At 67.6% G+C, this 23137-nt stretch carries 20 protein-coding genes; 7 read left to right on the forward strand and 13 right to left on the reverse strand.

Going from position 1 to position 23137, the window contains the following annotated elements:
* Positions 1-42: 42 nt before the first annotated feature.
* On the reverse strand, positions 43-804 hold the full coding sequence (locus tag Y710_RS07355; RefSeq protein WP_045537040.1) for an acyltransferase: 762 nt from the start codon (positions 802-804) through the stop codon (positions 43-45).
* Positions 805-931: 127 nt separating this feature from the next.
* Between Y710_RS07355 and Y710_RS07360 the strand changes: the two genes are divergently transcribed.
* Positions 932-2248 (forward strand): outer membrane protein assembly factor BamB family protein, encoded by a 1317-nt coding sequence (locus Y710_RS07360; RefSeq protein ID WP_062366992.1) that lies wholly within the window; start codon positions 932-934, stop codon positions 2246-2248.
* Here the strand turns inward: Y710_RS07360 and Y710_RS07365 are convergent.
* Positions 2245-3450: a THUMP-like domain-containing protein gene (locus Y710_RS07365; protein ID WP_045537037.1), complete on the reverse strand. Its 1206-nt coding sequence runs from the start codon at positions 3448-3450 to the stop codon at positions 2245-2247. The genes Y710_RS07360 and Y710_RS07365 overlap by 4 nt on opposite strands.
* Positions 3451-3513: 63 nt before the next feature.
* On the opposite strand from Y710_RS07365, the gene Y710_RS07370 reads away from it, so the two are divergent.
* A complete protein-coding gene (locus Y710_RS07370; protein ID WP_052692370.1) occupies positions 3514-4188 on the forward strand; it encodes a ferritin-like domain-containing protein in 675 nt (224 codons plus the stop codon).
* Between the two features lie 79 nt (positions 4189-4267).
* On the opposite strand, the gene Y710_RS07375 is transcribed toward Y710_RS07370, so the two are convergent.
* Together Y710_RS07375 and Y710_RS07380 are read right to left on the reverse strand one after the other, a co-directional pair.
* On the reverse strand, positions 4268-5287 hold the full coding sequence (locus tag Y710_RS07375) for a class I SAM-dependent methyltransferase (RefSeq protein WP_006895883.1): 1020 nt from the start codon (positions 5285-5287) through the stop codon (positions 4268-4270).
* Between the two features lie 14 nt (positions 5288-5301).
* Positions 5302-6090 (reverse strand): enoyl-CoA hydratase/isomerase family protein, encoded by a 789-nt coding sequence (locus Y710_RS07380; RefSeq protein WP_006895882.1) that lies wholly within the window; start codon positions 6088-6090, stop codon positions 5302-5304.
* 92 nt (positions 6091-6182) lie between these two features.
* On the opposite strand from Y710_RS07380, the gene ligD reads away from it, so the two are divergent.
* Entirely contained in the window at positions 6183-7130 is a 948-nt protein-coding gene (gene ligD, locus Y710_RS07385) for a non-homologous end-joining DNA ligase (RefSeq protein ID WP_006895881.1), read from the forward strand.
* A gap of 31 nt (positions 7131-7161) precedes the next feature.
* On the opposite strand, the gene Y710_RS07390 is transcribed toward ligD, so the two are convergent.
* Entirely contained in the window at positions 7162-7986 is an 825-nt protein-coding gene (locus Y710_RS07390) for an NUDIX hydrolase (protein WP_062366993.1), read from the reverse strand.
* A 112-nt stretch (positions 7987-8098) separates the two neighbouring features.
* Positions 8099-8932: an ABC transporter ATP-binding protein gene (locus Y710_RS07395; protein ID WP_006895879.1), complete on the reverse strand. Its 834-nt coding sequence runs from the start codon at positions 8930-8932 to the stop codon at positions 8099-8101.
* A 74-nt stretch (positions 8933-9006) separates the two neighbouring features.
* Here Y710_RS07395 and Y710_RS07400 point away from each other — a divergent pair, with 74 nt between their 5' ends.
* The gene (locus tag Y710_RS07400) at positions 9007-10071 is read left to right on the forward strand and encodes an LLM class flavin-dependent oxidoreductase (RefSeq protein ID WP_062366994.1); all 1065 of its coding nucleotides are present in this window, start codon (positions 9007-9009) and stop codon (positions 10069-10071) included.
* 40 nt (positions 10072-10111) lie between these two features.
* Here Y710_RS07400 and Y710_RS07405 read toward each other — a convergent pair whose 3' ends face one another.
* From Y710_RS07405 to ctaD, 3 genes are all read right to left on the reverse strand, one after another.
* A complete protein-coding gene (locus Y710_RS07405; protein WP_045537031.1) occupies positions 10112-10855 on the reverse strand; it encodes a peptidyl-tRNA hydrolase in 744 nt (247 codons plus the stop codon).
* Positions 10856-10859: 4 nt separating this feature from the next.
* Complete coding sequence (gene serB / locus Y710_RS07410) at positions 10860-12086, reverse strand: phosphoserine phosphatase SerB (protein ID WP_045537029.1); 1227 nt, start codon at positions 12084-12086, stop codon at positions 10860-10862.
* Between the two features lie 109 nt (positions 12087-12195).
* Positions 12196-13902, reverse strand: a complete 1707-nt coding sequence (ctaD, locus tag Y710_RS07415; RefSeq protein ID WP_006895875.1) for an aa3-type cytochrome oxidase subunit I — start codon at positions 13900-13902, stop codon at positions 12196-12198.
* A 228-nt stretch (positions 13903-14130) separates the two neighbouring features.
* On the opposite strand from ctaD, the gene Y710_RS07420 reads away from it, so the two are divergent.
* The 3 genes from Y710_RS07420 (at position 14131) to Y710_RS07430 (ending at position 18881) form a co-directional block, all read left to right on the forward strand.
* On the forward strand, positions 14131-15147 hold the full coding sequence (locus tag Y710_RS07420) for an ABC transporter substrate-binding protein (RefSeq protein ID WP_006895874.1): 1017 nt from the start codon (positions 14131-14133) through the stop codon (positions 15145-15147).
* A 70-nt stretch (positions 15148-15217) separates the two neighbouring features.
* The gene (locus Y710_RS07425) at positions 15218-18109 is read left to right on the forward strand and encodes a DEAD/DEAH box helicase (protein ID WP_062366995.1); all 2892 of its coding nucleotides are present in this window, start codon (positions 15218-15220) and stop codon (positions 18107-18109) included.
* 13 nt (positions 18110-18122) lie between these two features.
* On the forward strand, positions 18123-18881 hold the full coding sequence (locus Y710_RS07430; protein ID WP_006895872.1) for an SWIM zinc finger family protein: 759 nt from the start codon (positions 18123-18125) through the stop codon (positions 18879-18881).
* 25 nt (positions 18882-18906) lie between these two features.
* On the opposite strand, the gene nrdF is transcribed toward Y710_RS07430, so the two are convergent.
* The 4 genes from nrdF to nrdH form a co-directional block, all read right to left on the reverse strand.
* Positions 18907-19902 carry a class 1b ribonucleoside-diphosphate reductase subunit beta gene (gene nrdF / locus Y710_RS07435; protein ID WP_039867217.1) on the reverse strand — a complete coding sequence of 332 codons (996 nt, stop codon included), beginning with the start codon at positions 19900-19902 and terminating at the stop codon, positions 18907-18909.
* A 54-nt stretch (positions 19903-19956) separates the two neighbouring features.
* Positions 19957-22191 carry a class 1b ribonucleoside-diphosphate reductase subunit alpha gene (gene nrdE, locus Y710_RS07440; protein ID WP_006895870.1) on the reverse strand — a complete coding sequence of 745 codons (2235 nt, stop codon included), beginning with the start codon at positions 22189-22191 and terminating at the stop codon, positions 19957-19959.
* A 75-nt stretch (positions 22192-22266) separates the two neighbouring features.
* Positions 22267-22746 carry a class Ib ribonucleoside-diphosphate reductase assembly flavoprotein NrdI gene (nrdI, locus tag Y710_RS07445; protein ID WP_045537024.1) on the reverse strand — a complete coding sequence of 160 codons (480 nt, stop codon included), beginning with the start codon at positions 22744-22746 and terminating at the stop codon, positions 22267-22269.
* 14 nt (positions 22747-22760) lie between these two features.
* Positions 22761-22994, reverse strand: coding sequence for a glutaredoxin-like protein NrdH (gene nrdH, locus Y710_RS07450; protein ID WP_006895868.1), 234 nt, complete (start codon positions 22992-22994; stop codon positions 22761-22763).
* Between the last annotated feature and the right edge of the window lie 143 nt (positions 22995-23137).

The following is a 23137-nucleotide window of genomic DNA, read 5'->3' on the forward strand; positions in this document are numbered from 1 at the left end:
GATCGGCAGCCGCGGTGAGCCGACCCCGGATCGGCCGAGGCGCTACTCTGCGCTGGTGTCCTCGCCCCGGGCGGCGGCCTTCTTGCGCTCGATGTCGGCCAAGGCGCGTTCGAGTTCGGCGCGCTGCTCGGCGCCGGCCTCCCACGCCTCCTTGCGGTTCTTCACCATGCGGGCGGGCGTCCCGACGGCTATCGCGTAGTCGTCGATCACTCCGCGCACCACCGCATGGGCACCGAGCACACAGCCACGCCCCACGGTGGTGTTGCGCAGCACCGTCACCTTGGCGGCGATCCAGGTGTCCGGGCCGATTCGCACCGGTCCCTTGACGATGCCCTGGTCTTTGATCGGCAGGTCGAGATTGTCGGTGACATGGTCGAAGTCGCAGATGTAGCACCAGTCCGCGATCAGCGTCGATCCGCCGATCTCGAGATCGAGATACGAGTTGACGACGTTGTTGCAACCGAAGACGGTCTTGTCCCCGATGCGCATGCTGCCCTCGTGGCAGCGGATGGAGTTGCCGTCGCCGATGTGCACCCAGCGCCCGATCTCCATCCGCGACAGTTCAGGCGTCGCGTGGATCTCCACGTTCTTGCCGAGGAAGACCATGCCGCGCAGCACGATGTGCGGGTTCGCCATCCGGAACCTGGCCAGACGGTAGTAGCGCACGAGATACCACGGTGTCCACGCGCGATTGCGCTTCACCCAGCGCAGCGAGTCCATCGTCAGGAAACGAACCTGCTGCGGGTCGCGGCGGCGTCCGGCACGCCAGCGTGAACGATAGGAGGCGTTCCACATCGTGGTCATGAAGACACACAGTAAACGACGGTCTCCGACAGACCTCCGCCAGCGGACGATTGGCCTGGTGACACGACACGATAGAGTCGTGCGCGGGCGCGACGGCAGTCGCGCATCTCGACCAGATCGGAGCACGATGACCCAGGCCGCACGCCGACGTATGCGCGCGATCCTCCGCACCGCCGTTCTCGGGGCGCTGACCGCGCTGATCGTCGCCTCCTGCTCCGACGGTCACCTGGACGTGCGGTCGGTGCCCGCGGCGGGCTGGTCGTCGTACGGCGGCAACAATGCGAACTCGAACTACAGCTTCGCACGACCGCCGGCCGACCTCGAACTGTCGTGGACCCGGCCCACCGGAGGCCCGGTGACCAGTCCGGTGACCCTCAACGGCGGCGGAGACGTCGTCGTCAGCGCACGGACGCCGGTCGGTTGCAACTTCCTGGTGCTCGACTCGCGAGCGGGACGGAAGAACTTCTGCAAGCGCATGGCCGACGGCTTCTGGGGCAACGCGGCCGTCGTGGATCAGTTCTCGCAGCCGTACATCGGAGAGCCGGGCCGGTTCCTGGCGCTCACCGGCGGCGGAGCGATCCGCTGGCGCAAGGACGTGGCCGGAGTACCGACGTCGGCCAAGTTCGTCGGCCCCGGCCACGTGCTGGTGACCACGTCGCTCGGCCAGGTGACGATACTCAATTCACAGAACGGCGATCTCGCGATGCCGCAGGCCGAGCTCTGGTCGGCGCCCGCCGCCGACCCGTTGACCGGGCTGGGCGACTGCGTGAGCGGCGGGCCGGGATGCGCGATCTCCGCGCCCCCGGCCGTCGACTGGGCGCACCAGCGCCTCTTCCTCAACTTCTTCCCGCAGGGCGCGAAATCGTCGCAGGTGAAGGCGCTCTCGTACGCCCGCCAGGGCGACCACCAGGCGATCACCGACCAGTGGGCCACCGATCTTCCCGGCGGTGTGGTCGGCCCTCCCACCGTGTCGGCCGACGGCAAGACCGTCTACGCCTTCAGCAGCGACGGCCGGATCAACGCACTCGACGCGTCCAACGGCGCGGTGAAGTGGACCCACGACAACGGCGGATACGGGTTCGGCACCATGTCCGTCTCTCCCGACGGACTGATCATCCCGGCGGGCACCATCGGCGCCCCGCTGGTGATCTTGCGCGACGCCGGCGACAGGGCCGAAGAAGTCGTTCGCCGCGACGACCTCCAGACGACGGGACTGTCGAGCATGACCGCGGCGGGCACCGCGTGGACGGTGGTCCGCACCGGCGCCGACCAGAACCTCGAATTGATGGAGATCGACACACGCTCGGGCGCTACCGAACGCACACTGCCGATGCCGGACGCCAAGGGATTCGCGACGGGCGTCGCGGTCTCGCCGACCGGCCGCCTGGCGGTCGCCACCAATATCGGCGCCGTGTACTACTACAGCCCGAAGTCGACGTCTTAGCGCCGGACACCCGGCTCGCACAGGAACGCGGTCCCCGACCGACCGATGCGCGTCATGATCAGCGCAAGAGGTCGGGAGCCCTTGAGCTTCAGCCGCTTTCGCAGACGGTCGGGGTCCACGTCGAGCCCCCGGACCAGGATCTCCAGACTCCCGCAGTCGTGCGCCGCCAGTGCGCCCCGAAGGTTCTTCTCCGAGACCCCCAGCTGGTCGAGCACCCGGAAGCCGCGCTCCCCCGCGGGCACACGGCCACCGGTCAGGTACGCGATCTGCGGGTCCAACTGCCGCAGCCCGTGTCGGTGGGCGTAGTTCCGCACCAAACCGGCGCGAACCACCGCGCCGTCCGGATCGATGATCCACTCGTCGACTCCCGGCGGATCGATGTCGTCGGGATCGGCACTGGTGATCTCGTAGTCTCGGCCGGCTGAGCGCAGGACGGTCGCTCGGCGGCGCGGCTGCGTCACTTCGCTCCACAGACATGCCTCGCGGACGCCGCCGTCGAGCGAGACGATCTGGACCTGGCCCTCGAAACCGAACCGATCGCGCAGCAGTCGGTAGTCGAGCCCCGGGGCGCATTTGACGACCAGCTCGCGTCCGGCGTACACCGCGAGCAACTCCAACAGCGGCGGATCGAGTTCGTCGAGCTTGAAGGTTCGGCCACGCGCATTCCTGCGCGCCGGGTCGGCGATCACCACGTCAGCGTTCGACACCGGCGCGAGGGCGTCGGCGCGCGCCAGCAGCCACGGCGAGCGCCGCTCGTCGCCCAGGGACATGTTGTGGTCGGCCATCGCCAACCGGACCGGATCGACGTCACTGCCGATCACACCGGCGATGCCGCTCGTCACCGACAGCGCCATCATCTCCGATCCGATGGAACAGGTCACGTCGTGCACGACGGCTCCGAGATAGCGCGCCGCGATGTCGGCCGCCCGGTGCTCGGCCACGGCCGCCGCCGTGGCCTGCTGGACCGCGGTGTCGCTCGCCAGCAGCTGATCGGCGTGAGCCAACCGTCCGGCGGCCCTACGGCGATTGAGGACGGTCTCGACGAGCGCCGGCGCGCGGTCGCCGTACCGGGAGCGCAGATCGGGCATCTCACGCAGCAGCGAATCAGGAGTCAGGGCCATCGCGGACGCGTTCTGGAGGGCCTTGTCGCCGTACCGGGAACGCAGGTAGTCGACGTCGTCGATGCTGAACTCGTAACCCACAGCGCAACCCTAGTCGGTGCGATAACCGGTATAACCGGCACCATGACATGGAGCGAGGAGTTCGTGACACGGTCCCGTATCCGGGAGCAGAATCCGGACCCCGACTGGCGAGCCGGCAGCCGACTCCCGTCACCGGTGATCCGGAGTCTGCAACGGTTCCAGGTGGGCGAGAGCGGCGACGGCGCTGCGCTGATCCGGCTTGCGGAAGCAACCGGCGATCCCGACTACGCCGCGGCGGTTCGGATGTTCGTCGCCGAGGAACAGAACCACGCGCGCATGCTGGCCGAATTGCTTCGGGCAGCCGGGGCGCCGACGATCGCCGGGCACTGGTCCGACCGCGTGTTCGTCGCGACGCGGCGCGCCCTCGGACTGCGGAGCGAACTGCTGGTACTGGCGACCGCCGAGCTCATCGCACTGGAATACTACGGCGCGCTCGCCGCATCGTCCGACCCTCTGCTGCGCGAGGTCTCGTCGCGGATCCTGGACGACGAACGCCACCACGTCCGCTTCCAGGAACGCCGGTTGCGCGAGGCGTTCGCGCCCGCACCGCGATGGGCGCGCAGGCCGGCGGGCGGCGCGTGGCAGACCTTCGCGACCGTCGTGATCGCGGTGGTGGCATTGGACCACGGGCCGGCGCTGCGCGCGATAGGCACCACGAGGCGGGATTTCTACACGCGCTGCCGTCGGCTGATGACCGACTTCCGGGTGGCGGTGTTCGACGGCGCCGGGCCGCCATAGCGATCACCGCCCGGCTCCGGCCCCTCGCGGAGGAGGTCGCCGATGCCGAGCGGTGCGTCGATCGTTTGCGGAGGGTGCCCTACTTCTCCGGCTTCACTCCGGTGATCAGAACGTTGTAGAAGAACTTCGGCGGAACCAACTTGCGGAGGACGTTCTCATCGAGCCAGGTCATGCGCTTCCAGCCGCCGAACGCGAAGCCCGCCCAGCCCCAGCCGAGCTTCTCGGGCGGCACCGCGGCCTCGAAAGTCCGGACCGGCCAGCCGAGCATGGCAGCGGCGAGTTCCTCCGCGGCCGACTCGACCTGGACCGCACCCGCGCTGGTCGCCAGTCGCTCCAGATCCTCGGGCGAGAAGGTGTGGATGTCGACGACGGCCTCCAGTGCCGCCGCGCGCGAGCTCTCGTCGAGTTCCTCCTGCGGCCGGCGCCACGACTTGAGCGGCCCGAACTTCGTGATATTGGTGGTGGCCCACCAGGTGGCGCGGCTCATCCACCGGGCGTAGAAGTCACCGTACGTCGAGGGCTCGCCGGCGAAGACGAAGCGGCCGCCGGGCTTGAGCACGCGCAGCACCTCCCGCAACGACTTCTCGACGTCGGGGATGTGATGCAGCACCGCGTGGCCCACGACCAGATCGAAGGTGTCGTCCTCGTACGGGATGCTCTCGGCGTCGGCGACCCGGCCGTCGACGTCCAGGCCGAGGTTCTCCGCGTTGCGCAGCGCCACCTTCACCATGCCCGGCGACAGATCGGTGACCGAGCCCTTCTCCGCCACACCCGACTGCATCAGGTTCAGCAGGAAGAAGCCGGTGCCGCAACCGAGTTCCATGGCCCGGCCGTACGGCAGCGGCGCATCGGGAAGGATCTTGTCGAGACGACCGCGGGCGTAGTCGATGCAGCGCTCGTCGAAGGAGATCGACCACTTCTCGTCGTACGTCTCGGCTTCCCAGTCGTGGTAGAGGACCTGCGCGAGCTTGGTGTCCTTCAGCGCGGCCTCCACCTGCTCGGCGGTGGCATGCGGATTGGGTGCCGGGTCCACTTGATCGGCGGCGTCGACGCCCGTGGGGGACGGATCGGCGGGGTTCTGGTCGTCGATGGCGGTCATTGTCGGGTCTTTCCCTACTTTCCGGTGAATTCGGCTTTGCCCGGGCCGTTGGCTACGAACGACTCCATGCCGATGGTGCGGTCCTGCGTCGCGAACAGGGCCGCGAAAGCCTGTTCTTCGATCTTGAGTCCGGTGGCCAGGTCCACTTCGAGACCCGAGTCGACGGCGGTCTTCGCGGCGGCGAGGGCGGCCGAAGCCGCTCCGGAGAACTGGCCCGCCCACTTCAGCGCTTCGTCGTACACGTCGTCGGGTGCCACCACCTGGTCGACGAGACCGATCCGCAGAGCTTCCTCGGCACCGACGAACCGACCGGTGAAGATCATGTCCTTGGCCCGCGAGGGACCGATCAGCCGCGCGAGCCGCTGCGTGCCGCCGCCTCCGGGGATCACTCCGAGCAGCACCTCGGGCACGCCGAGCTTGGCGTTGTCGCCGACGATGCGCCGATCGGCGCCCAGCGCCACCTCGAGTCCGCCGCCCAGCGCGTAACCGGTGATCGCCGCGACCGTCGGCTTCGGGATCTCGGCGATCGCCCCCAGCGCCCGCTGCAGACGTCCGGCGACCTTCTGCATGTCCGAGAACGACATATCGTTCATCTCTTTGATGTCGGCGCCCGCCGCCAGCACCTTGGGCCCGCCGTAGATGACGACGGCCTTGACGTCGTCGCGCACGCTCGCCTCGTCGGCGGCCGCCGCGAGCTCATTCTGGACCTGACGGTTCAGCGCGTTCATCGGCGGACGGTTCAGCAGGATCGTCCCGACGCCCGGATGTTCCTCGGACGTCTCCAGCGTCACAAACTCAGCCATGAGGGCAGGCTACCGGTAAGTCAGGTCGTCGACCCAACCGGGCGGTAAGCATGTGACACCTGAACCCTCCCGAGAGGGATTAGTGTTGCCGCATGGGTGACGAAGCCGTCGTACTGCAGGTTCCCGGGCCCGACGGGTCGGTTCGCGACGTGCGGGTGAGCAGCCCCGACCGTGTCTATTTCGCCGATGCCGGACTCACGAAGCTCGACCTCGCGAGGTACTACCTGGCCGTCGCGGACGGCATCACCCGCGCTCTGTACGAACGGCCGTGCATGCTTCACCGCTTCCCTCGCGGGACGGCGGAGAAGAAGGTCCACCAGAAGAAGCTCCCAGCCGGTGCGCCCGACTGGGTGCAGACCGTCGACATCTTCTTCCCCCGGTACTCGCGCACCGTCCACGAACTGTGCGTGACCGAGCCCGCGGCGGTGCTCTGGGCCGTACAGATGGCGACTGTCGAGTTCCACCCCTGGAACTCGCGGCGCTCGCACGTCGAACAGCCCGACGAGTGGCGGATCGACCTCGATCCGATGCCCGGCGCGGACTTCGCCCGCGTCCGCCGGGTGGCGCACGTGGTCCACGAGATACTCGACGAACTCGGCATCCGCGGATTCCCGAAGACGTCCGGCGGGCACGGACTGCACGTCTACGTTCGCATCGAACCCGAGTGGGGATTCGGCGACGTGCGCCGCGCCGCACACGCCTTCGGTGCCGAAGTGGTGCGACGGCTGCCCGGCGACGCCACGGTGACGTGGTGGCGCAAGGACCGCGATCCCGACGCCGTCTTCATCGACTTCAACCAGAACGCCAGGGATCACACGATGGCCGCCGCGTACTCGATCCGCGCGAACGCCCGCGCCACGGTCTCGGCGCCGCTGCGCTGGGACGAGATCGACGACGCCGAGCCGGACGACTTCACCGTCGCGACGATGCCCGCCCGCTACGCCGAACTCGGCGACCTTCACCGCGCGATCGACGACCGCGCATTCCGGCTCGACCCCCTGCTGGAGTGGGCCGACCGAGACGGACTCGCCGGCGAGTAGCACCCGCGCCGGATGCCGCGCCCCTCTCCGGCTACGACGCGGTGTCCCCGAGCCGTTCCATCCGGCCGTCGGCGAGCGAGGCGAGGTACTCGTCGGAGTCGGCGAAGCGGAGCCCCTGGAGTCCTGCCGGGTCGGCGATGGCCGGTTCCACCGGCGCGATGACGTGCTCGGCGGCCATCAGTTCGGCGACCGTCGCGTACCGGGCGACCTCTCGGAGCTGCGACCACGTGGGCGGGAGCAGAAAGTGCCGCCCCGCCTCCCAGTCGGCCAGCGCTCGCTCCGCGGTCTGCCACTCGGTAGCGGCCGCCTCCGAGGTCTCGCCGTCGGCGTTCTGCCCGGCGGGGAGTTCCGCGAGGAAGAAGCGGGTGTCGTAGCGGCGAACCTCGTTCTTGGGGGTGATCCAGTGCGACAGCGGCGCGAGCAGATCGGTGCGCAGCACCAGTGCGTGCTCGTTCAAGAACTGCGCGAACGAGATCTCCTTGTTCACCAGGCGGGCGCGTTCACCCGCCAGGCTCGCCGGGTCCGGATGGACGGCGTCGGCCGACCCGGCAAGGAGCACCCCGCATTCCTCGAAGGTCTCGCGGACCGCGGCGCACACCAGCGCCCGCACGGTCTCGACGTCGGTGCCGAACTTCTCGCCCCACCAGTCCACGTCCGGGCCCGCCCACGCGATCTCCGCATCGCGGTCGCGATCGTCGACACCGCCGCCGGGGAACACCGTCATCCCGCCGGCGAACGCCATCTGCTTGACCCTGCGCTGGAGGAAGATCTCGATGCCGTCGGCGGAGTCTCGGACGAGGACGACCGTGGAGGCGTCCCGCAGCGGCACCGGGGCCGAACCTTCTTCAGCAAACATGCACGTTCCTTCGACTGAGCGATCATCTGCGACCGAACTTACGCTCGGTCGGCCGGATTCAATACTCGCATACCCAAGAAACGCCGCATCGATATTCGGCGGCCCGGTCGGGTCATTCCCCGCGACGGTGACCGCCCGCTCGGCGTGCGCGACGAGCGAAGTAACGGCCGTCGTCCCGGGTGAGCGCGATGTTCTGGCGGAAGGTCGCCGTGAGGTTCTCGGCCGTGAGCGCCTCGTCGAGCGGACCCTGTGCGGTCACGGCGCCCTCGGACAGCATCATGATGTTCGTGAAGCCCGGCGGAATCTCTTCGACGTGATGCGTGATCAGCACCAGCGCCGGGGAATCCGGATCGGATGCGAGCACACTCAGCCGGTCGACGAGTTCCTCGCGCCCGCCGAGATCGAGTCCAGCGGCCGGCTCGTCCAGAAGCAGCAGTTCCGGGTCGGTCATCAGACCTCGGGCGATCAGCACTCGCTTGCGTTCGCCCTCCGACAACGTGCCGAACGTGCGATCGGCGAGGTGTTCGGCGCCCATCGACTCCAGGATGTCCGCCGCCTGCGCCCGGTCCATCTCGTCGTACTGTTCGCGCCAGCGGCCCAGCACCGAATAGCCTGCCGAGATCACCAGGTCGGAGACGAGTTCGTCGCCCGGCACCCGGGCCGCCATCGCCGAACTCACCATGCCGATCCGGGTCGACAGCTCACGCACGTCGGTGCGGCCCAGCCGCTCGCCCACCACGAACGCCTCACCGCGGGTGGGGAAGTCCATGGCCGCGGCCATCCGGAGCAGCGACGTCTTCCCAGCGCCGTTGGGCCCGATGATCACCCATCGCTCGTCGAGCTCCACCTGCCAGTTCACCGGGCCGACGAGCGTCTTGCCGTCACGCACCAGGGAGACGTCGCGAAAATCGATGAGCAGGTCGGGGTCAGCAATCAGTTCGGTCACGTCTCCATGGTGCCGGATGCCTCACATCGCCGGTGCGGCGGAATACAAAGACGCCCCGCACCGCTGAACCATCAGTGACCGATTCCGTCGTTTCCGATCCCTCAGACGCTGTTTCCGATCCCTCAGACTCGCCGGCCGATTCCCGCGCCGCGCGGTCCCGCGTCCCGTTCTCCCTCCTCGACCTCGCTCAGGTGGGCCCCGGCGAGACCGTCGCCCAGTCCCTCGCGCACTCGCTCCGGATGGCGCAGTTCGCGGACCGGACCGGTTACCGGCGGATCTGGTACGCCGAGCACCACAACATGCCGGCCATCGCGTCCGCAGCGCCCGCGGTCCTCGTCGCGCACATGGCGGCCCACACCTCCCGTATCCGTCTCGGCGCCGGCGGCGTGATGCTGCCCAACCACTCGCCGCTGGCGATCGCCGAGCAGTTCGGCACCCTCGCCGAGCTCCACCCCGGCCGCATCGATCTCGGCCTCGGGCGCGCGCCGGGCGGCGATCAGGCCACGTTCACCGCGCTCCGACGCACTCCCGCGGCCGCAGAGAACTTCCCGGGCGACGTCGTGGAGCTCCAGCGCTACTTCGCGGGTTCCTCGGTCCACGGTGTGGTCGCGACCCCGGGCGCGGGCACCGGTGTCCCGCTCTACATCCTCGGATCATCACTGTTCGGCGCTCAGCTCGCCGCGGCCCTCGGTCTCCCCTACGCCTTCGCCTCGCATTTCGCGCCGCAGGCCCTGGAACGGGCGGTGGAACTCTACGTGCGCGACTTCCGGCCCGCACCGCTGCCCGACGGCGGACAGACCGAGCCGTACGTGATGGCGGCCGCGACCGTCATCGCCGACGACGACGCCGACCGCGCCTACGAGCAGCTCCGATCGGCGAAACTGCAGCGGATCAAGTTCCTCTTCAACCGCGGACGTCACCTGAGTGACGCGGACGCCGCCGCTCTGCTCGACGGACCGCAGGGCGCTCAGGTCGACGAGATGCTTCGGCTCGCCGCGGTCGGCACACCCGACGACGTCCTGGGCCGACTCGATCGGTTCGCCGAGCGTATCGGCGCCGACGAATTGATCCTCGCCCCGCTCGCGGGCGACCGCGACGTGTGGTTCGGCACGGTGGAGAAGTTGGCCCCGAGCGTCTGAGCTGTTCGGCTCCGACCGCCGTGCGGCGGAGCCGAACAGCTCACGGCCGAGCGAGTTCGGCGATCACGGTCATCGACCCCGGCGCGATCTCGGTGAAACCGGCATCCTGCACAGGGACGGCGTCGCCGGCCGCGGCGGCGTCGACGAGACGGGCCCAGTGCTGCGGTCCCGGCAGGCGGACGTCCAGAGGACAGCCCTCCGCATACCAGTCCGCGGTCTGCGTCTCCGACATCAGGCGGACTCCCAGCATCGACGCGTGACCGACCTGTGCCGCCGTCTTCCCCACCGTCATCTCGAGGCCCGGATTGACCCAGAGGAGCAAGCCGGCGGAACCGTCCACCGGCGCGTCGTCGCCCGGTAGCGGGCCGTCGACTTCGGTGCCGCCGATCTGCAATTTCGCGATCCGCTTGTCGACGTCGCCGATGCGGCTCGGCACATACGCCCGAGCCTGCACGCCGCTCACGGTCGCGGTGACTCCCGGTACGCCTTGAGCCGCCTCCCATTGGGCACCCCGTGCGCGTCGGGCGATCTTGCGGATCCGGGCATCGCACCAGGCGTCCATCGGTGCGGCCCACTCCCCGCCCGCCGCGACACGAGGGTCCAGACAGAGCAGGACGACGGCTCGAGCCGCCGACACCAGCAGCGAATGGCGCTCGGGTGGGTCCTTCTTCTCGATGTGCAGGACCATCTGCATGGCCTGTACGTTCTGCGGGTCCTCGGGATCGTCGTAGGCACCCTGGTACGACACCAGGCGCCGGTACTGATCGGTGACGGAGACGCTCATCCGATCAGTCGATCGGCACGCGTCGCACCACGCCGTCGCGACTGTCAGCCGCCTCCACCTCGTCGCGGGTGACGCCGAGCATGAACAGCACGGCGTCGAGGTACGGATGGTCGAGGGTGGTGTCGGCGACCTCGCGGAGCGCGGGTTTGGCGTTGAATGCGATGCCCAGGCCGGCGGCGGTCAGCATGTCGATGTCGTTGGCACCGTCGCCGACCGCGACGGTCTGCTCCATCGGGACGCCCATCTGTTCGGCGAAGGCGGCCAGCGCGCGAGCCTTGCCCTCTCGGTCGACCACCTCTCCGATCACCCGACCGGTCAGCTTGCCGTCGACGATCTCCAGAGTGTTCGCGCGCACGAAGTCGAGTTCCAGCTCTCCGGCCAACGGCTCGATCACCTGGCGGAAGCCACCGGAGACCACACCGCAGTGGTACCCGAGGCGGTTCAGGGTGCGAATGGTGGTGCGCGCGCCCGGAGTCAGTTCCAGGGACGACGCGACCCGGTCGATGACCTCCGCGTCGAGGCCCTCGAGTGCCTTGACCCGCTCGTGCAGCGACTCGGCGAAGTCCAGTTCCCCGCGCATGGCGGCCTCGGTGACCGCCGCGACCTCGGCTTCGCGGCCGGCCTTGGCCGCGAGCATCTCGATGACCTCGCCCTGTATCAGCGTCGAGTCGACGTCGAAGACGATGACGCGCTTGGCACGCCGCGCCAGCCCGCCGCGTTCGACCGCGACGTCGATCGGGTACTTCGCCGACACCGCGCCCAGCCCCTCGCGGATGGCCGCGTCGGAGTCCTCGGTGTCGACGGCCTTGATCATCAGCTCCAGGCCGGTGAGCGGGTAGTCGGCCACTCCGCGGATGGAGTCGATGTTCGCGCCCTGACGATGCAGTTCGGCGGCCACGGCCTGGAAGGCCTCCGCGGAGATCGGGCGGCCGAGGACCACGACGGCGTGAGTGGAGGCGGCCTGTTCTCTGCCGTGCGGATCGAGGTCGACATCGACGTGCATGCCGCGGTCGGCCATCTGCGCGGACACCGCGTCCTGCAGGTCCTCCACATCGCCGTCGGCGGTCACCAGTACACCGAGGGTCAGATGGTTGTGAATCACGACCTGCTCCACGTCGAGCAGATCGACGCCCACCGACGACAACGCCCCCATCAGGGAGGAGGTGACGCCGGGATGGTCGGGTCCGCTGACGGTGATCAGAATGGTGCGCTTCGCATCGCTCGTTTCCACACCGCAATTATGGCCGCCACCGACGACTCGCTCCCAGGCAGGTCCACCAACGACGATCAGGCCCGTCCGAGCGAACTCGGACGGGCCTGATCTGGTCGCTGTCGCGACGTCAGTGCTGGTTGCTGCTGCCCCAGCCGACATGGGCTTCGGCGCGCATGCGCTCGACCATGTGCGGGTAGTGCAGCTCGAACGCCGGGCGCTCCGAACGGATGCGCGGCAGCTCGGTGAAGTTGTGCCGCGGCGGCGGGCAGCTGGTGGCCCACTCGAGGCTGTTGCCGAAGCCCCACGGGTCGTCGACGGTCACGACCTCGCCGTAGCGGTAGCTCTTGAAGACGTTCCACACGAACGGCAGGGTCGACAGGCCGAGGATGAACGCGCCGACGGTCGAGACGATGTTCAGCGTGGTGAAACCGTCCGACGGCAGGTAGTCGGCGTAACGACGCGGCATGCCCTCGTTGCCCAGCCAGTGCTGGACCAGGAAGGTGACGTGGAAGCCGATGAAGGTCAGCCAGAAGTGCCACTTGCCCAGAGTCTCGTCGAGCATGCGACCGGTCATCTTCGGGAACCAGAAGTAGATTCCCGAGAAGGTCGCGAACACGATCGTGCCGAAGAGCACGTAGTGGAAGTGCGCCACCACGAAGTAGGTGTCGGAGATGTGGAAGTCCAGCGGCGGGCTGGCGAGCAGAACACCGGTCAGACCACCGAAGAGGAAGGTGACGATGAAGCCGATGGCGAACAGCATCGGTGTCTCGAAGGTGATTCGGCCCTTCCACATGGTGCCGATCCAGTTGAAGAACTTCACACCGGTCGGAACCGCGATCAGGAACGTCATGAACGAGAAGAACGGCAGCAGGACCGATCCGGTCACGTACATGTGGTGCGCCCAGACGGCGACGGACAGCGCCGCGATGGCCAGCGTCGCGTACACCAGGCCCGAGTAGCCGAACAGCGGCTTACGGGAGAACACCGGGAACACCTCGGACACGATGCCGAAGAACGGCAGGGCGATGACGTAGACCTCGGGGTGACCGAAGAACCAGAACAGGTGCTGCCACAGGATCACGCCGCCGTTGGCCGGGTCGTACAGATGCGCACCGAACTGCCGGTCCACCTCCAGACCCATCAGCGCCGCGGTGAGCAGCGGGAAGATCAGCAGGATCAGAACGCTCGTCACCAGGATGTTCCAGGTGAAGATCGGCATGCGGAACATGGTCATGCCGGGTGCGCGCAGACACACGACGGTGGTGATCATGTTGACCGCACCCAGGATGGTGCCCAGACCGGCGACACCCAGGCCCATGATCCACAGGTCGGCACCGACGCCCGGAGCGTGAACGGCGTCAGTCAGCGGGGTGTAAGCGGTCCAGCCGAAGTCGGCGGCGCCGCCCGGAGTGAGGAAGCCGCCCAGCGCGACCAGGTTGCCGAACAGGAACAGCCAGTAGCCGAGCGCGTTCAGGCGGGGGAAGGCGACGTCCGGCGAGCCGATCTGCAGAGGCAGGACGAAGTTCGCGAAACCGATCACGATCGGGGTCGCGTACATCAGAAGCATCACCGTGCCATGCATGGTGAACAGCTGGTTGAACTGCTCGTTCGACAGGAACTGCAGCCCCGGATGCGCCAACTCGGCACGCATCAACAACGCCATGAGACCGCCGACCAGGAAGAACCCGATGCAGGTGGCGATGTACATCTGACCGATCAGCTTGTGGTCGGTCGTCGTGATGAGCTTGTAGAAGAACGAGCCCTTGGGCTGGACGCGGGCCGGATACGGCCGCTCCGCCTCCACCCGGGTCGTCGGTTGGTCTACCGCGGTCACAGATTCCTCCTCCTCGGCGCCGATTGCGGGCACCGGGCCTGACGGCCCAAAACTCTGCTGTCGTGCCAACTCTGGCGCTAGCGCTACGTACTGATCGTAAACCAGACCGGCGCACCGTTCCGACCGGGTCCTACGATCTGTCGTATTACCAAGATAGACCGCGTTCGTCGCCGCAGGTAGCCCCATTTCACGGCGAGCCGCCGATGCTAGCGTAGGCGGGTGTTCTCCATGCTTGCCCGCTCCCAGCGGCGCTGCGCCGGTGCCCTGGCGACGGCGGTCGCGCTGACCGTCGGCCTCGGCGCCTGTGCCGCCGACGACGACGTCCTGCGCACGCCCGACGGCTCGGTCATCTCCACGACGGTGACCCGGATCGCCGAGGTGAACATCGTGAATCCGGGCCGCGACTACGCCAAGACCTGTCTGGCTCCCACCGCACCCGACCCGGGCCGCGCAGACGTGGCCAGGATCGTCGTCACCGATCCCGCTCTCCTCGACGCACTGTGCGCGCTCGGCATGGGCGCTCAAGTCACGGGTGTGACCGCGCCGGCCGGGTCGGTCCCGGCCTATCTGGGCCCGCAGCTGGCGTCGGTTCCGGCGCTCGGCGACGCACCGGCGAGTGCGGCCGTGCGCACCGCCGCCCCCCAGGTGGTCCTGACCTCGCCGGAGACGCGGCAGCGCCTCGACGCGTTGCGCGGTACCGGCGCGCTCGGCACGGCCCGAATCGTCACCGTCGATCCCGCCTCCGACTGGCAGGCGGCCTTCCGCGCGGTCGCGGCGGGCGTCAACCGGACCGGGGCGGCGAATGCTCGTCTCGACGAATTCACCACCGAGGCGCACCGCGTGGGACGCGTGATGGACGCACCCCACAGCGAGGTCTCGCTGGTCCGTTTCACTCCCGACGCGGAGATGATCGAGGGCACCGGTTCCTTCGGTGCGCAGATCATGGCGACCATCGGGGTCGCCCGGCCCGCCGCCCAGCGCACGCCCGAGGCGGTGCCCGCCACCGACGCCGACTTCACCGACGCCGACGCCGACCTCATCTATGTGAGCTACGAGGGGCCCGAGGGTCTGGAGCGCGGCAAGCGCGTCCTCCTCAGCGATCGTTGGCTCGACATGGGCGCGCCCACCTGGAACCGAGTCCTCTCCGTCGACGACACCGTCTGGTACGGCACGTCCGGACTGGCAGCGGCGTGGCTGGTGCTCAACGACGTGAAGGTCTCCCTCAACAGCAGTTCCGCGGGCTGATTCCGCCGGTCCGGGCCTCGCGGCGCTCCCGACATCGCCGATGTCGTACCGCTGAGCTACAACTGGTGCCATGACAGCGATCGCCGTGGCCGAGCAGCACAGCCGGGCACCGCTGCGCATCCGCTGGGTTCCCGGGCTCGGGATGGCCGTGTGGCCCGATGCGCCGACCGAGCCGGGCACCGTCTTCGGCGACGCGGTCGAGGTCCCCGCGGCGCTCACCGATCTCGTGTCACGCAAGCGGCTGCGGCACACAGTGGAGATCGCCGGCCCCGACGGCACGCGCCGGTTCCTTCCGGCATGCGGACTCGGCATGGCGTCGGCTGTCGAGTTCCTCGATCGCTGCGCACATCTCCGCGTCGGCGGCGACATCGCGTACTACCGTCACCTCCTCGCCTGCGTACGCCGCTACATCGCGTCAGGCGCCGTCGCGCCGAGCACCTGTCTGGTCGGCGGGGTGTACGAGGTGCGCTGGATCCCGGTACCCGGGGCCGCGTGGCACAGCTGGCTGTCGATCGCACAGGACTCGGCGCCGCCCGCGCTGGCCACCCGGGGAGCTGTCACCGACTTCGTCGCCGAGGCCGTCGACCACGAGTGCCGCCGGCTCCTCGCGGCAGCGGAGGTGACGTCGCCGATACCGCTCATCGCCGGTCTGGCGCAACGAGCGCCCACCGATCTCGGTGCCGAGATCGGACCGCGCAGCGCACAGGCCTGGCACGACTGGGTCGGCACCGCCGGTCCGGGACGCCCCGCACTGGTGATGCGCCTTCACGTGCCTCCGGACGAGCCCGACGAGCCGCCGATGGCGCCGGAGCAGGTGCGCTGGCGCCTCGAGGTCTGCGTCCGCAGTCCGAGCGGTGAACTCGTCCCGGTGGTCCCGCACCGCCTCGATGCGCACGAACTCGATGCCGTCACCACCGAGCTCGCGACAGCGGTCGGCGCGTTCGGCGAGCTGAGCCGCGCCGAAGCCGATCCGCACAGCCTCGACTATCTGCTCACGACCGCGGTGGTCGACGAACTCCTCGCCCGCGGTGCCGCGGACCTCCAGGCGGCGGGCGTGAACGTCCTTCTGCCGTCGTCGATCGCGGCCGTCACCCCCTCGCTGTCGATCCGTTCACAACAGACTCCCGGCGGCGGAGCCCGGCCCGGATTCGTCGGCCTCGACGAGATCTCGGATTTCGAGTGGCGGCTCGCTCTCGGCGACGCCCCGGGCTCCCGAGAGCTGTCATCGTCCGACATCGAGGAACTCGCTCAGCAGAGCGGCGATCTCGTCCGGCTCCGCGGCACGTGGCTCCGCGCCGAAGGCGCCGCACTGGGCCGCGCCGCGGCCTTCGTCGCGGCCCAACGTGCGCTGGCGCCCGGCGACCAGGCGCCCACGATAGCCGATCTCCTGGCTCTGGTGACCGAGCGCGACGACACCCTTCCGGTTCCGGTCAGGACGGTCTCCGGCCTCGGTTGGCTCGACGACATCGCCGCGGGCGGGACCATCGTGCCGCCGTCGATGCCCCCGCCGTCGCGCCTACGCGCCGAGCTTCGTCCCTACCAGCAGCGCGGACTGGAGTGGCTGACCGCGTTGGGCGCCATCGGGGCAGGCGGCGTCCTCGCTGACGACATGGGTCTGGGCAAGACCGTGCAGGTGATCGCGCTGCTCACCGCCGGCCGCGAGCGCGACCCGGAATCGGATCCGGCTCTGGTGGTGTGCCCGATGTCGGTCATCGGCAATTGGCAACGGGAGTTGTCGTCGTTCGCGCCGCATCTGCGGGTGGTGGTCCATCACGGCACCGGCCGATCGACGGAGCGGATCGCCGAGAACCGCGCCGACGTGGTGCTCACCACGTTCGCGACTCTCGCGCGCGACCGTGATTCACTGGCGGCGTTGACATGGAAGGAACTCGTCGTCGACGAGGCTCAGCACGTCAAGAACGTGCACACTGCGGCAGCGAAGGCGCTGCGCGCCGTCTCGGCCGCCCAGCGAGTCGCGTTGACCGGGACCCCGGTCGAGAATCGGCTGGAGGACCTGCGGGCCGTGATCGATCTGGTGAATCCCGGCATGCTCGGCACCGCCTCGAAGTTCCGGGCCCGGTTCGCCGAACCCATCGAGCGCGACCGGGACGCGCGAGCCGTCGCCCGGCTGTCGGCCGTGACCAAGCCGTTCATTCTGCGCAGGGAGAAGACCGATCCGACCATCGCTCCCGATCTCCCGGAGAAGACCGAACTGATGGTCCGCACCAACCTGTCCAGTGAGCAGGCAGGCCTGTATCAAGCCGTTCTGAACGAATTGCATGAGGCACTCGCCGATACCCAGCAGAGCGGCCCGCGCCGTCGGACGGTCCTCGCTGCCCTGACCCGGCTCAAGCAGATCTGCAATCACCCGGCGCACTACCTCGACGACGGCTCGGCCATGCTGCGGCGGGGCCGCCATCGATCCGGCAAGGTCGAACTCCTCGTCGACGTCCTGACCACGCTGATCGCCGAGGGCGACCGCGCGCTGGTCTTCACCCAGTTCGCTGCGTTCGCCGACTTGCTCTCGACCTGGCTCGAACCGGTCCTCGGCGCCGCAGTGCCGGTCCTGCACGGTGGTGTCACCCGCAACGGGCGTGACGAGATGGTCGAGCGGTTCGCCGCCGAGGACGGTCCGCCGGTGCTTCTCGCCACACTGAAGGCCGGCGGAACGGGCCTGAACATGGTGGCGGCGAATCATGTCATCCACGCCGATCGATGGTGGAATCCGGCGGTGGAGGATCAAGCCACCGACCGTGCCTACCGGATCGGGCAGACGCGCAATGTGCAGGTCCGCAAGTTCGTGTGCGTCGGAACGCTGGAGGAACGGATCGATGAGATGGTCGCGGCGAAGCGGGAACTGTCGCGCCTGACGGTCAGCACCGGCGAGTCGTGGCTCACCGAGCTCGACGACGACACCCTGATGGATCTGCTGGCTCTGCGCGAGGAGGCTGTCGCCGAATGAGATCGGAGCGTCCATGAGTCCCGGCAGACGGCGGACGAAGGCCGCAGTCCGCGGCTACGGCATCACCGGCTGGTCGCGCGCCTTCGTCGGCGTGGTGGAGTCGGGTGCCGATCACCGCCGCATCACCGGCGCCCGTCGATACTTCCGAGAGCGGCACGTCGAAGGTCTTCGGATCGGGCACGGTGTGGTGACGGCTTCGGTGCGCGGCAGCCAACTCGACCCCTTCGACGTCCGGCTCGAGATGCGCACCGTCGACCCGGACACCGTCGTGGAACTGCTGCGCCGAACGGGCAGCACCGACGACCTGCTCGACCTCGCCCGCGGTGAGCAACCGACCGGACTCGGCGAATTGATCGCACCCACCGAGCCGGCCGACGTGACGTCCGACTGCAGTTGTCCCGACGACGCTCCCCGATGCACCCATGTCCTGGCGGTGTCGTTCGAGGTGGCGGCGGAGATCGACCGGCGTCCCACCACGCTGCTGACAGTGATGGGCACCGACCTGCCCGAACTGCTGGCGGTGGTGCAGGACGGCGACCGCGACCGACACGCGGCGGTGGGCGACGACGATCCGCTCGTCGCCGACGACCCCTACGGGGACCACCGTCTGCCGCCCGCTCCCCCGTCGTTTCCCGCCGTCGACCCGCTCTCCGACCTCGACCCGACGGCCCTGCGGCAGGCGCTGCGCGCCACCGGGGTGCCGCTGACCGAGGTCGGCGAGGCCCTCGACGACCTCACGACGTACTACGACGTGCTGACCGGCCGGCGCTGACGGGCGCCGGACCGGCCGCAAGAGGTCAGAAGTCCCAATCCTCGTCTTCGGTGTTGACAGCCTTGCCGATCACGTACGAGCTGCCCGATCCCGAGAAGAAGTCGTGGTTCTCGTCGGCGTTCGGCGACAGCGCCGACAGAATCGCCGGGTTCACGTCCGTCTCGTCCTTCGGGAACATCGCCTCGTAGCCGAGATTCATGAGGGCCTTGTTGGCGTTGTACCGAAGGAACTTCTTGACGTCCTCACTCAGCCCGACCTCGTCGTAGAGCGCCTCGGTGTAGTCGGTCTCGTTGTCGTAGAGCTCGAACAGCAGCTCGAAGGTGTAGTCCTTGAGCTCCTGACGACGCTCCGGCGTCTCCACTTCCAGTGAGCGCTGGTACTTGTAGCCGATGTAGTAGCCATGGACGGCCTCGTCGCGGATGATCAGCCGGATCATGTCGGCGGTGTTCGTGAGCTTGGCGCGCGAAGACCAGTACATCGGCAGGTAGAAGCCGGAGTAGAACAGGAACGACTCGAGCAGAGTCGAGGCCACCTTTCGCTTGAGGGGATCGTCGCCACGGTAGTAATCCATGACGATCTGCGCCTTGCGCTGGAGATACTCGTTCTCCTCCGACCAGCGGAAGGCCTCGTCGATCTCCTTGGTGGAGCACAGCGTCGAGAAGATCGCGCTGTAGCTCTTGGCGTGCACCGACTCCATGAAGGCGATGTTGGTCATCACCGCTTCCTCATGCGGGGTCAGCGCATCGGGGATGAGCGCGATGGCGCCGACGGTTCCCTGGATGGTGTCGAGCAGGGTGAGCCCGGTGAAGACGCGCATGGTGAGCGTCTTCTCGTAGTCGGTCAGCGTTCCCCACGACTGGATGTCGTTGGACACCGGCACCTTCTCCGGCAGCCAGAAGTTGCCGGTCAGTCGGTCCCAGACCTCGGCGTCCTTGTCGTCCTGGACTCGGTTCCAGTTGATGGCCGAGACCCGGTTCACCAGCTTGACCGGTGCGCCCTCGGCAGGACTAGTCGATGTCATCGTCATTCCTCATTCGGTGTAGTCGGCGACTGGATCTCGTTGTGCGACAACAGCTCACAACATGCAGCTGACGCAGCCATCCACTTCGGTCCCCTCGAGCGCCATCTGACGGAGCCTGATGTAGTACAGCGTCTTGATGCCCTTGCGCCACGCGTAGATCTGCGCCTTGTTGACGTCCCGCGTGGTCGCGGTGTCCTTGAAGAACAGCGTCAGGCTCAAACCCTGATCGACGTGCTGGGTCGCGGCCGCATACGTGTCGATGATCTTCTCGTAACCGATCTCGTACGCGTCCTGGTAGTACTCCAGATTGTCGTTCGTCAGGTACGGAGCCGGGTAGTAGACGCGGCCGATCTTGCCTTCCTTGCGGATCTCGATCTTCGACGCGACCGGGTGAATCGAGCTGGTCGAATGATTGATGTAGCTGATCGAACCGGTCGGCGGCACCGCCTGCAGATTCTGGTTGTAGATGCCGTACTGCTGCACCGACGCCTTGAGCTCACGCCAGTCGTCCTGGGTCGGAATGTGGATGCCCGACTCGAACAGCTGCGCGCTCTCGCCGTCACGGCCCGCGCGTGCGAACAGGTCGCGCACCTTCTGAGTCTTCGGTTCCCACACCTGGTCGATGTATTTGTCGAAGAACTCACCGGTCGCATACGTGCTCTTCTCGAAGCCGGCGAACGCCGTCCCGCGCTCCTTGGCGATCTTGTTCGACGCGCGGATGGCGTGGAACAGGACCGTGTAGAAGTACATGTTCGTGAAGTCGATGCCCTCTTCGCTGCCGTAGAAGATCCGCTCACGAGCCAGGTAACCGTGCAGGTTCATCTGGCCGAGGCCGATGGCGTGACCCTCGTCGTTCGCCCGCTTGATCGACGGCACCGACTCGATCGACGTCTGATCGGCGACGGCGGTGAGTCCGCGGATCGCGGTCTCGATGCTCTGGCCGAAGTCCGGCGAGTCCATCGTCTTGGCGATGTTCATCGATCCGAGGTTGCACGAGATGTCCTTGCCGACATGCGAGTACGTGAGGTCCTCGTTGAACTCCGACGGGGTCGAGACCTGCAGGATCTCCGAGCAGAGGTTGGAGTGCGTCACCTTGCCCTCGATCGGGTTCGACCTGTTCACCGTGTCCTCGAACATGATGTACGGGTAGCCGGACTCGAACTGCAGCTCAGCGAGCGTCTGGAAGAACTCCCGCGCCCTGATCTTCGACTTGCGGATCCGCCGGTCCTCGACCATGGCGTGGTACTCGTCGGTGACGTTCACGTCCGCGAACGGCTTGCCGTAGACGCGCTCCACGTCGTACGGGCTGAACAGGTACATGTCGTCGTTGTTCTTGGCGAGCTCGAAGGTGATGTCCGGGATCACCACGCCCAGCGACAGCGTCTTGATCCGGATCTTCTCATCGGCGTTCTCACGCTTGGTGTCCAAGAAGCGGTAGATGTCGGGGTGGTGCGCGTGCAGGTACACGGCACCGGCGCCCTGACGCGCGCCGAGCTGGTTGGCATAGCTGAACGAGTCCTCCAGCAGCTTCATGATCGGGATGACACCGGAACTCTGGTTCTCGATGCGCTTGATCGGCGCGCCGTGCTCGCGGACGTTGCTGAGGAGCAGCGCCACGCCCCCGCCGCGCTTGCTCAACTGCAGCGCGGAGTTGATCGATCGGCCGATCGACTCCATGTTGTCCTCGATGCGCAGCAGGAAGCACGAGACCGGCTCGCCGCGCTGCTTCTTGCCCGAGTTCAGGAAGGTCGGCGTGGCCGGCTGGAACCGGCCGTCCATGATCTCGTCGACCAGATTGCGCGCGAGCGCGGTGTCGCCGTCGGCCAGCGTCAGCGCCACCATGCAGACGCGGTCCTCGAAACGCTCCAGGTAGCGCTTTCCGTCGAACGTCTTGAGCGTGTAGCTGGTGTAGTACTTGAACGCGCCCAGGAAGGTCGGGAACCGGAACTTCTTGGCGAAGGCGTGCCCGAACAGCAACTTCACGAACTCGCGGTCGTACTTCGCGAGGACCTCGGGCTCGTAGTAGTTCTCCTTGAGGAGATAGTCGAGCTTCTCGTCGAGATCGTGGAAGAACACCGTGTTCTGGTTGACGTGCTGCAAGAAGTACTGGCGGGCGGCCTCACGATCCTTGTCGAACTGGATCCGACCGTCCGCGTCGTACAGGTTGAGCATCGCGTTGAGCGCGTGGTAGTCGAGGTCGCCCGGCTCGTGGCCGGCCGGACCCGTGTGCACCCCCGACTTGCTCGCCGAGACGGTGGATTCGCTGACAGAAACTGCGGTGGGCGACACTGCTTCTCCCTGGTGAAACTGAAGTTTGCGTACTTGACGGAAACTGGTGGTCCGGAAACTGGTGAGCGCGGGCCGTCAGGCGGCCCGGCCGGTGAACGCGGAACTCGCGGCGAACTGAGCCAGGCCCGCGCGCACCCGTTCGACGTCGTCGGTGGTTCCCATCAACTCGAAGCGATAGAGGAACGGCACCTGGCACTTGTGCGAGACGATGTCGCCCGCCAGAGCGAACTCCTCGCCGAAGTTGGTGTTGCCCCCGGCGATGACGCCGCGGATCAATGACCGATTCTGTTCGATGTTCAGGAACTTGATGACCTGCTTGGGCACGTAGCCTCCGCCCGCGTGAGCGGTGACGCTGCCCGCATCGCTGATCTTCCCGCCCCCGTATGTGGGCGTGATCAAGATGTAGGGCTCGTCCACTCGGAACGACGACGTGCGGTCGATGAGGGGGATCCGGACCGCGCGGAGCCCCAGCTTCTGAACGAAGCGATGGGTGTACTCCGACACCGACGAGAAGTAGACGATGAGCGGATTTCGGGTTTCAGTGTCGGCGGCCATGTGGCTCGCCTCCGTCAGGCCGCGTTGGTGGCGAGCGACTTGATGCGGTCGGGACGGAAACCCGACCAGTGCTCGTCGCCGACCACGACGACCGGCGCCTGAAGGTAGCCGAGCGCCATCACGTAATCGCGAGCCTCGTCGTCCTGGCTGATGTCCACGACGTCGTACTCCAGGCCCATCTTGTCGAGAGCCTTGTAGGTCGCGTTGCACTGGACGCAGGCGGGCTTGGTGTAGACGGTGATGGCCATCGATGAACTCCCTTGAGATGAATGATCTGCTGCGAGCGACTTGCTTGACTTCTCTGACCGGATCTCCTGCTTTCGCAGTGAACGACACCGCCGTAATTCGGTCGATTGCCGTCCGCCCCCCGGACACCCCAAACACTACACCT

It is taken from the genome of Gordonia sp. QH-12 (assembly GCF_001578675.1).
Lineage (GTDB): Bacteria > Actinomycetota > Actinomycetes > Mycobacteriales > Mycobacteriaceae > Gordonia > Gordonia sihwensis.

Bases quoted from the DNA above. Each gene is read 5' to 3' on its own strand.
- ligD (WP_006895881.1), top strand. From the start codon at position 6,183: ATGGGTGACGAAGCCGTCGTACTGCAGGTTCCCGGGCCCGACGGGTCG.
- Y710_RS07405 (WP_045537031.1), bottom strand. From the start codon at position 10,855: ATGAGCGTCTCCGTCACCGATCAGTACCGGCGCCTGGTGTCGTACCAG.
- Y710_RS07390 (WP_062366993.1), bottom strand. From the start codon at position 7,986: ATGTTTGCTGAAGAAGGTTCGGCCCCGGTGCCGCTGCGGGACGCCTCC.
- Y710_RS07380 (WP_006895882.1), bottom strand. From the start codon at position 6,090: ATGGCTGAGTTTGTGACGCTGGAGACGTCCGAGGAACATCCGGGCGTC.
- nrdI (WP_045537024.1), bottom strand. From the start codon at position 22,746: ATGGCCGCCGACACTGAAACCCGAAATCCGCTCATCGTCTACTTCTCG.
- Y710_RS07420 (WP_006895874.1), top strand. From the start codon at position 14,131: ATGCTTGCCCGCTCCCAGCGGCGCTGCGCCGGTGCCCTGGCGACGGCG.
- Y710_RS07425 (WP_062366995.1), top strand. From the start codon at position 15,218: ATGACAGCGATCGCCGTGGCCGAGCAGCACAGCCGGGCACCGCTGCGC.
- nrdF (WP_039867217.1), bottom strand. From the start codon at position 19,902: ATGACATCGACTAGTCCTGCCGAGGGCGCACCGGTCAAGCTGGTGAAC.
- nrdH (WP_006895868.1), bottom strand. From the start codon at position 22,994: ATGGCCATCACCGTCTACACCAAGCCCGCCTGCGTCCAGTGCAACGCG.
- Y710_RS07375 (WP_006895883.1), bottom strand. From the start codon at position 5,287: ATGACCGCCATCGACGACCAGAACCCCGCCGATCCGTCCCCCACGGGC.
- Y710_RS07355 (WP_045537040.1), bottom strand. From the start codon at position 804: ATGACCACGATGTGGAACGCCTCCTATCGTTCACGCTGGCGTGCCGGA.
- Y710_RS07360 (WP_062366992.1), top strand. From the start codon at position 932: ATGACCCAGGCCGCACGCCGACGTATGCGCGCGATCCTCCGCACCGCC.
- Y710_RS07430 (WP_006895872.1), top strand. From the start codon at position 18,123: ATGAGTCCCGGCAGACGGCGGACGAAGGCCGCAGTCCGCGGCTACGGC.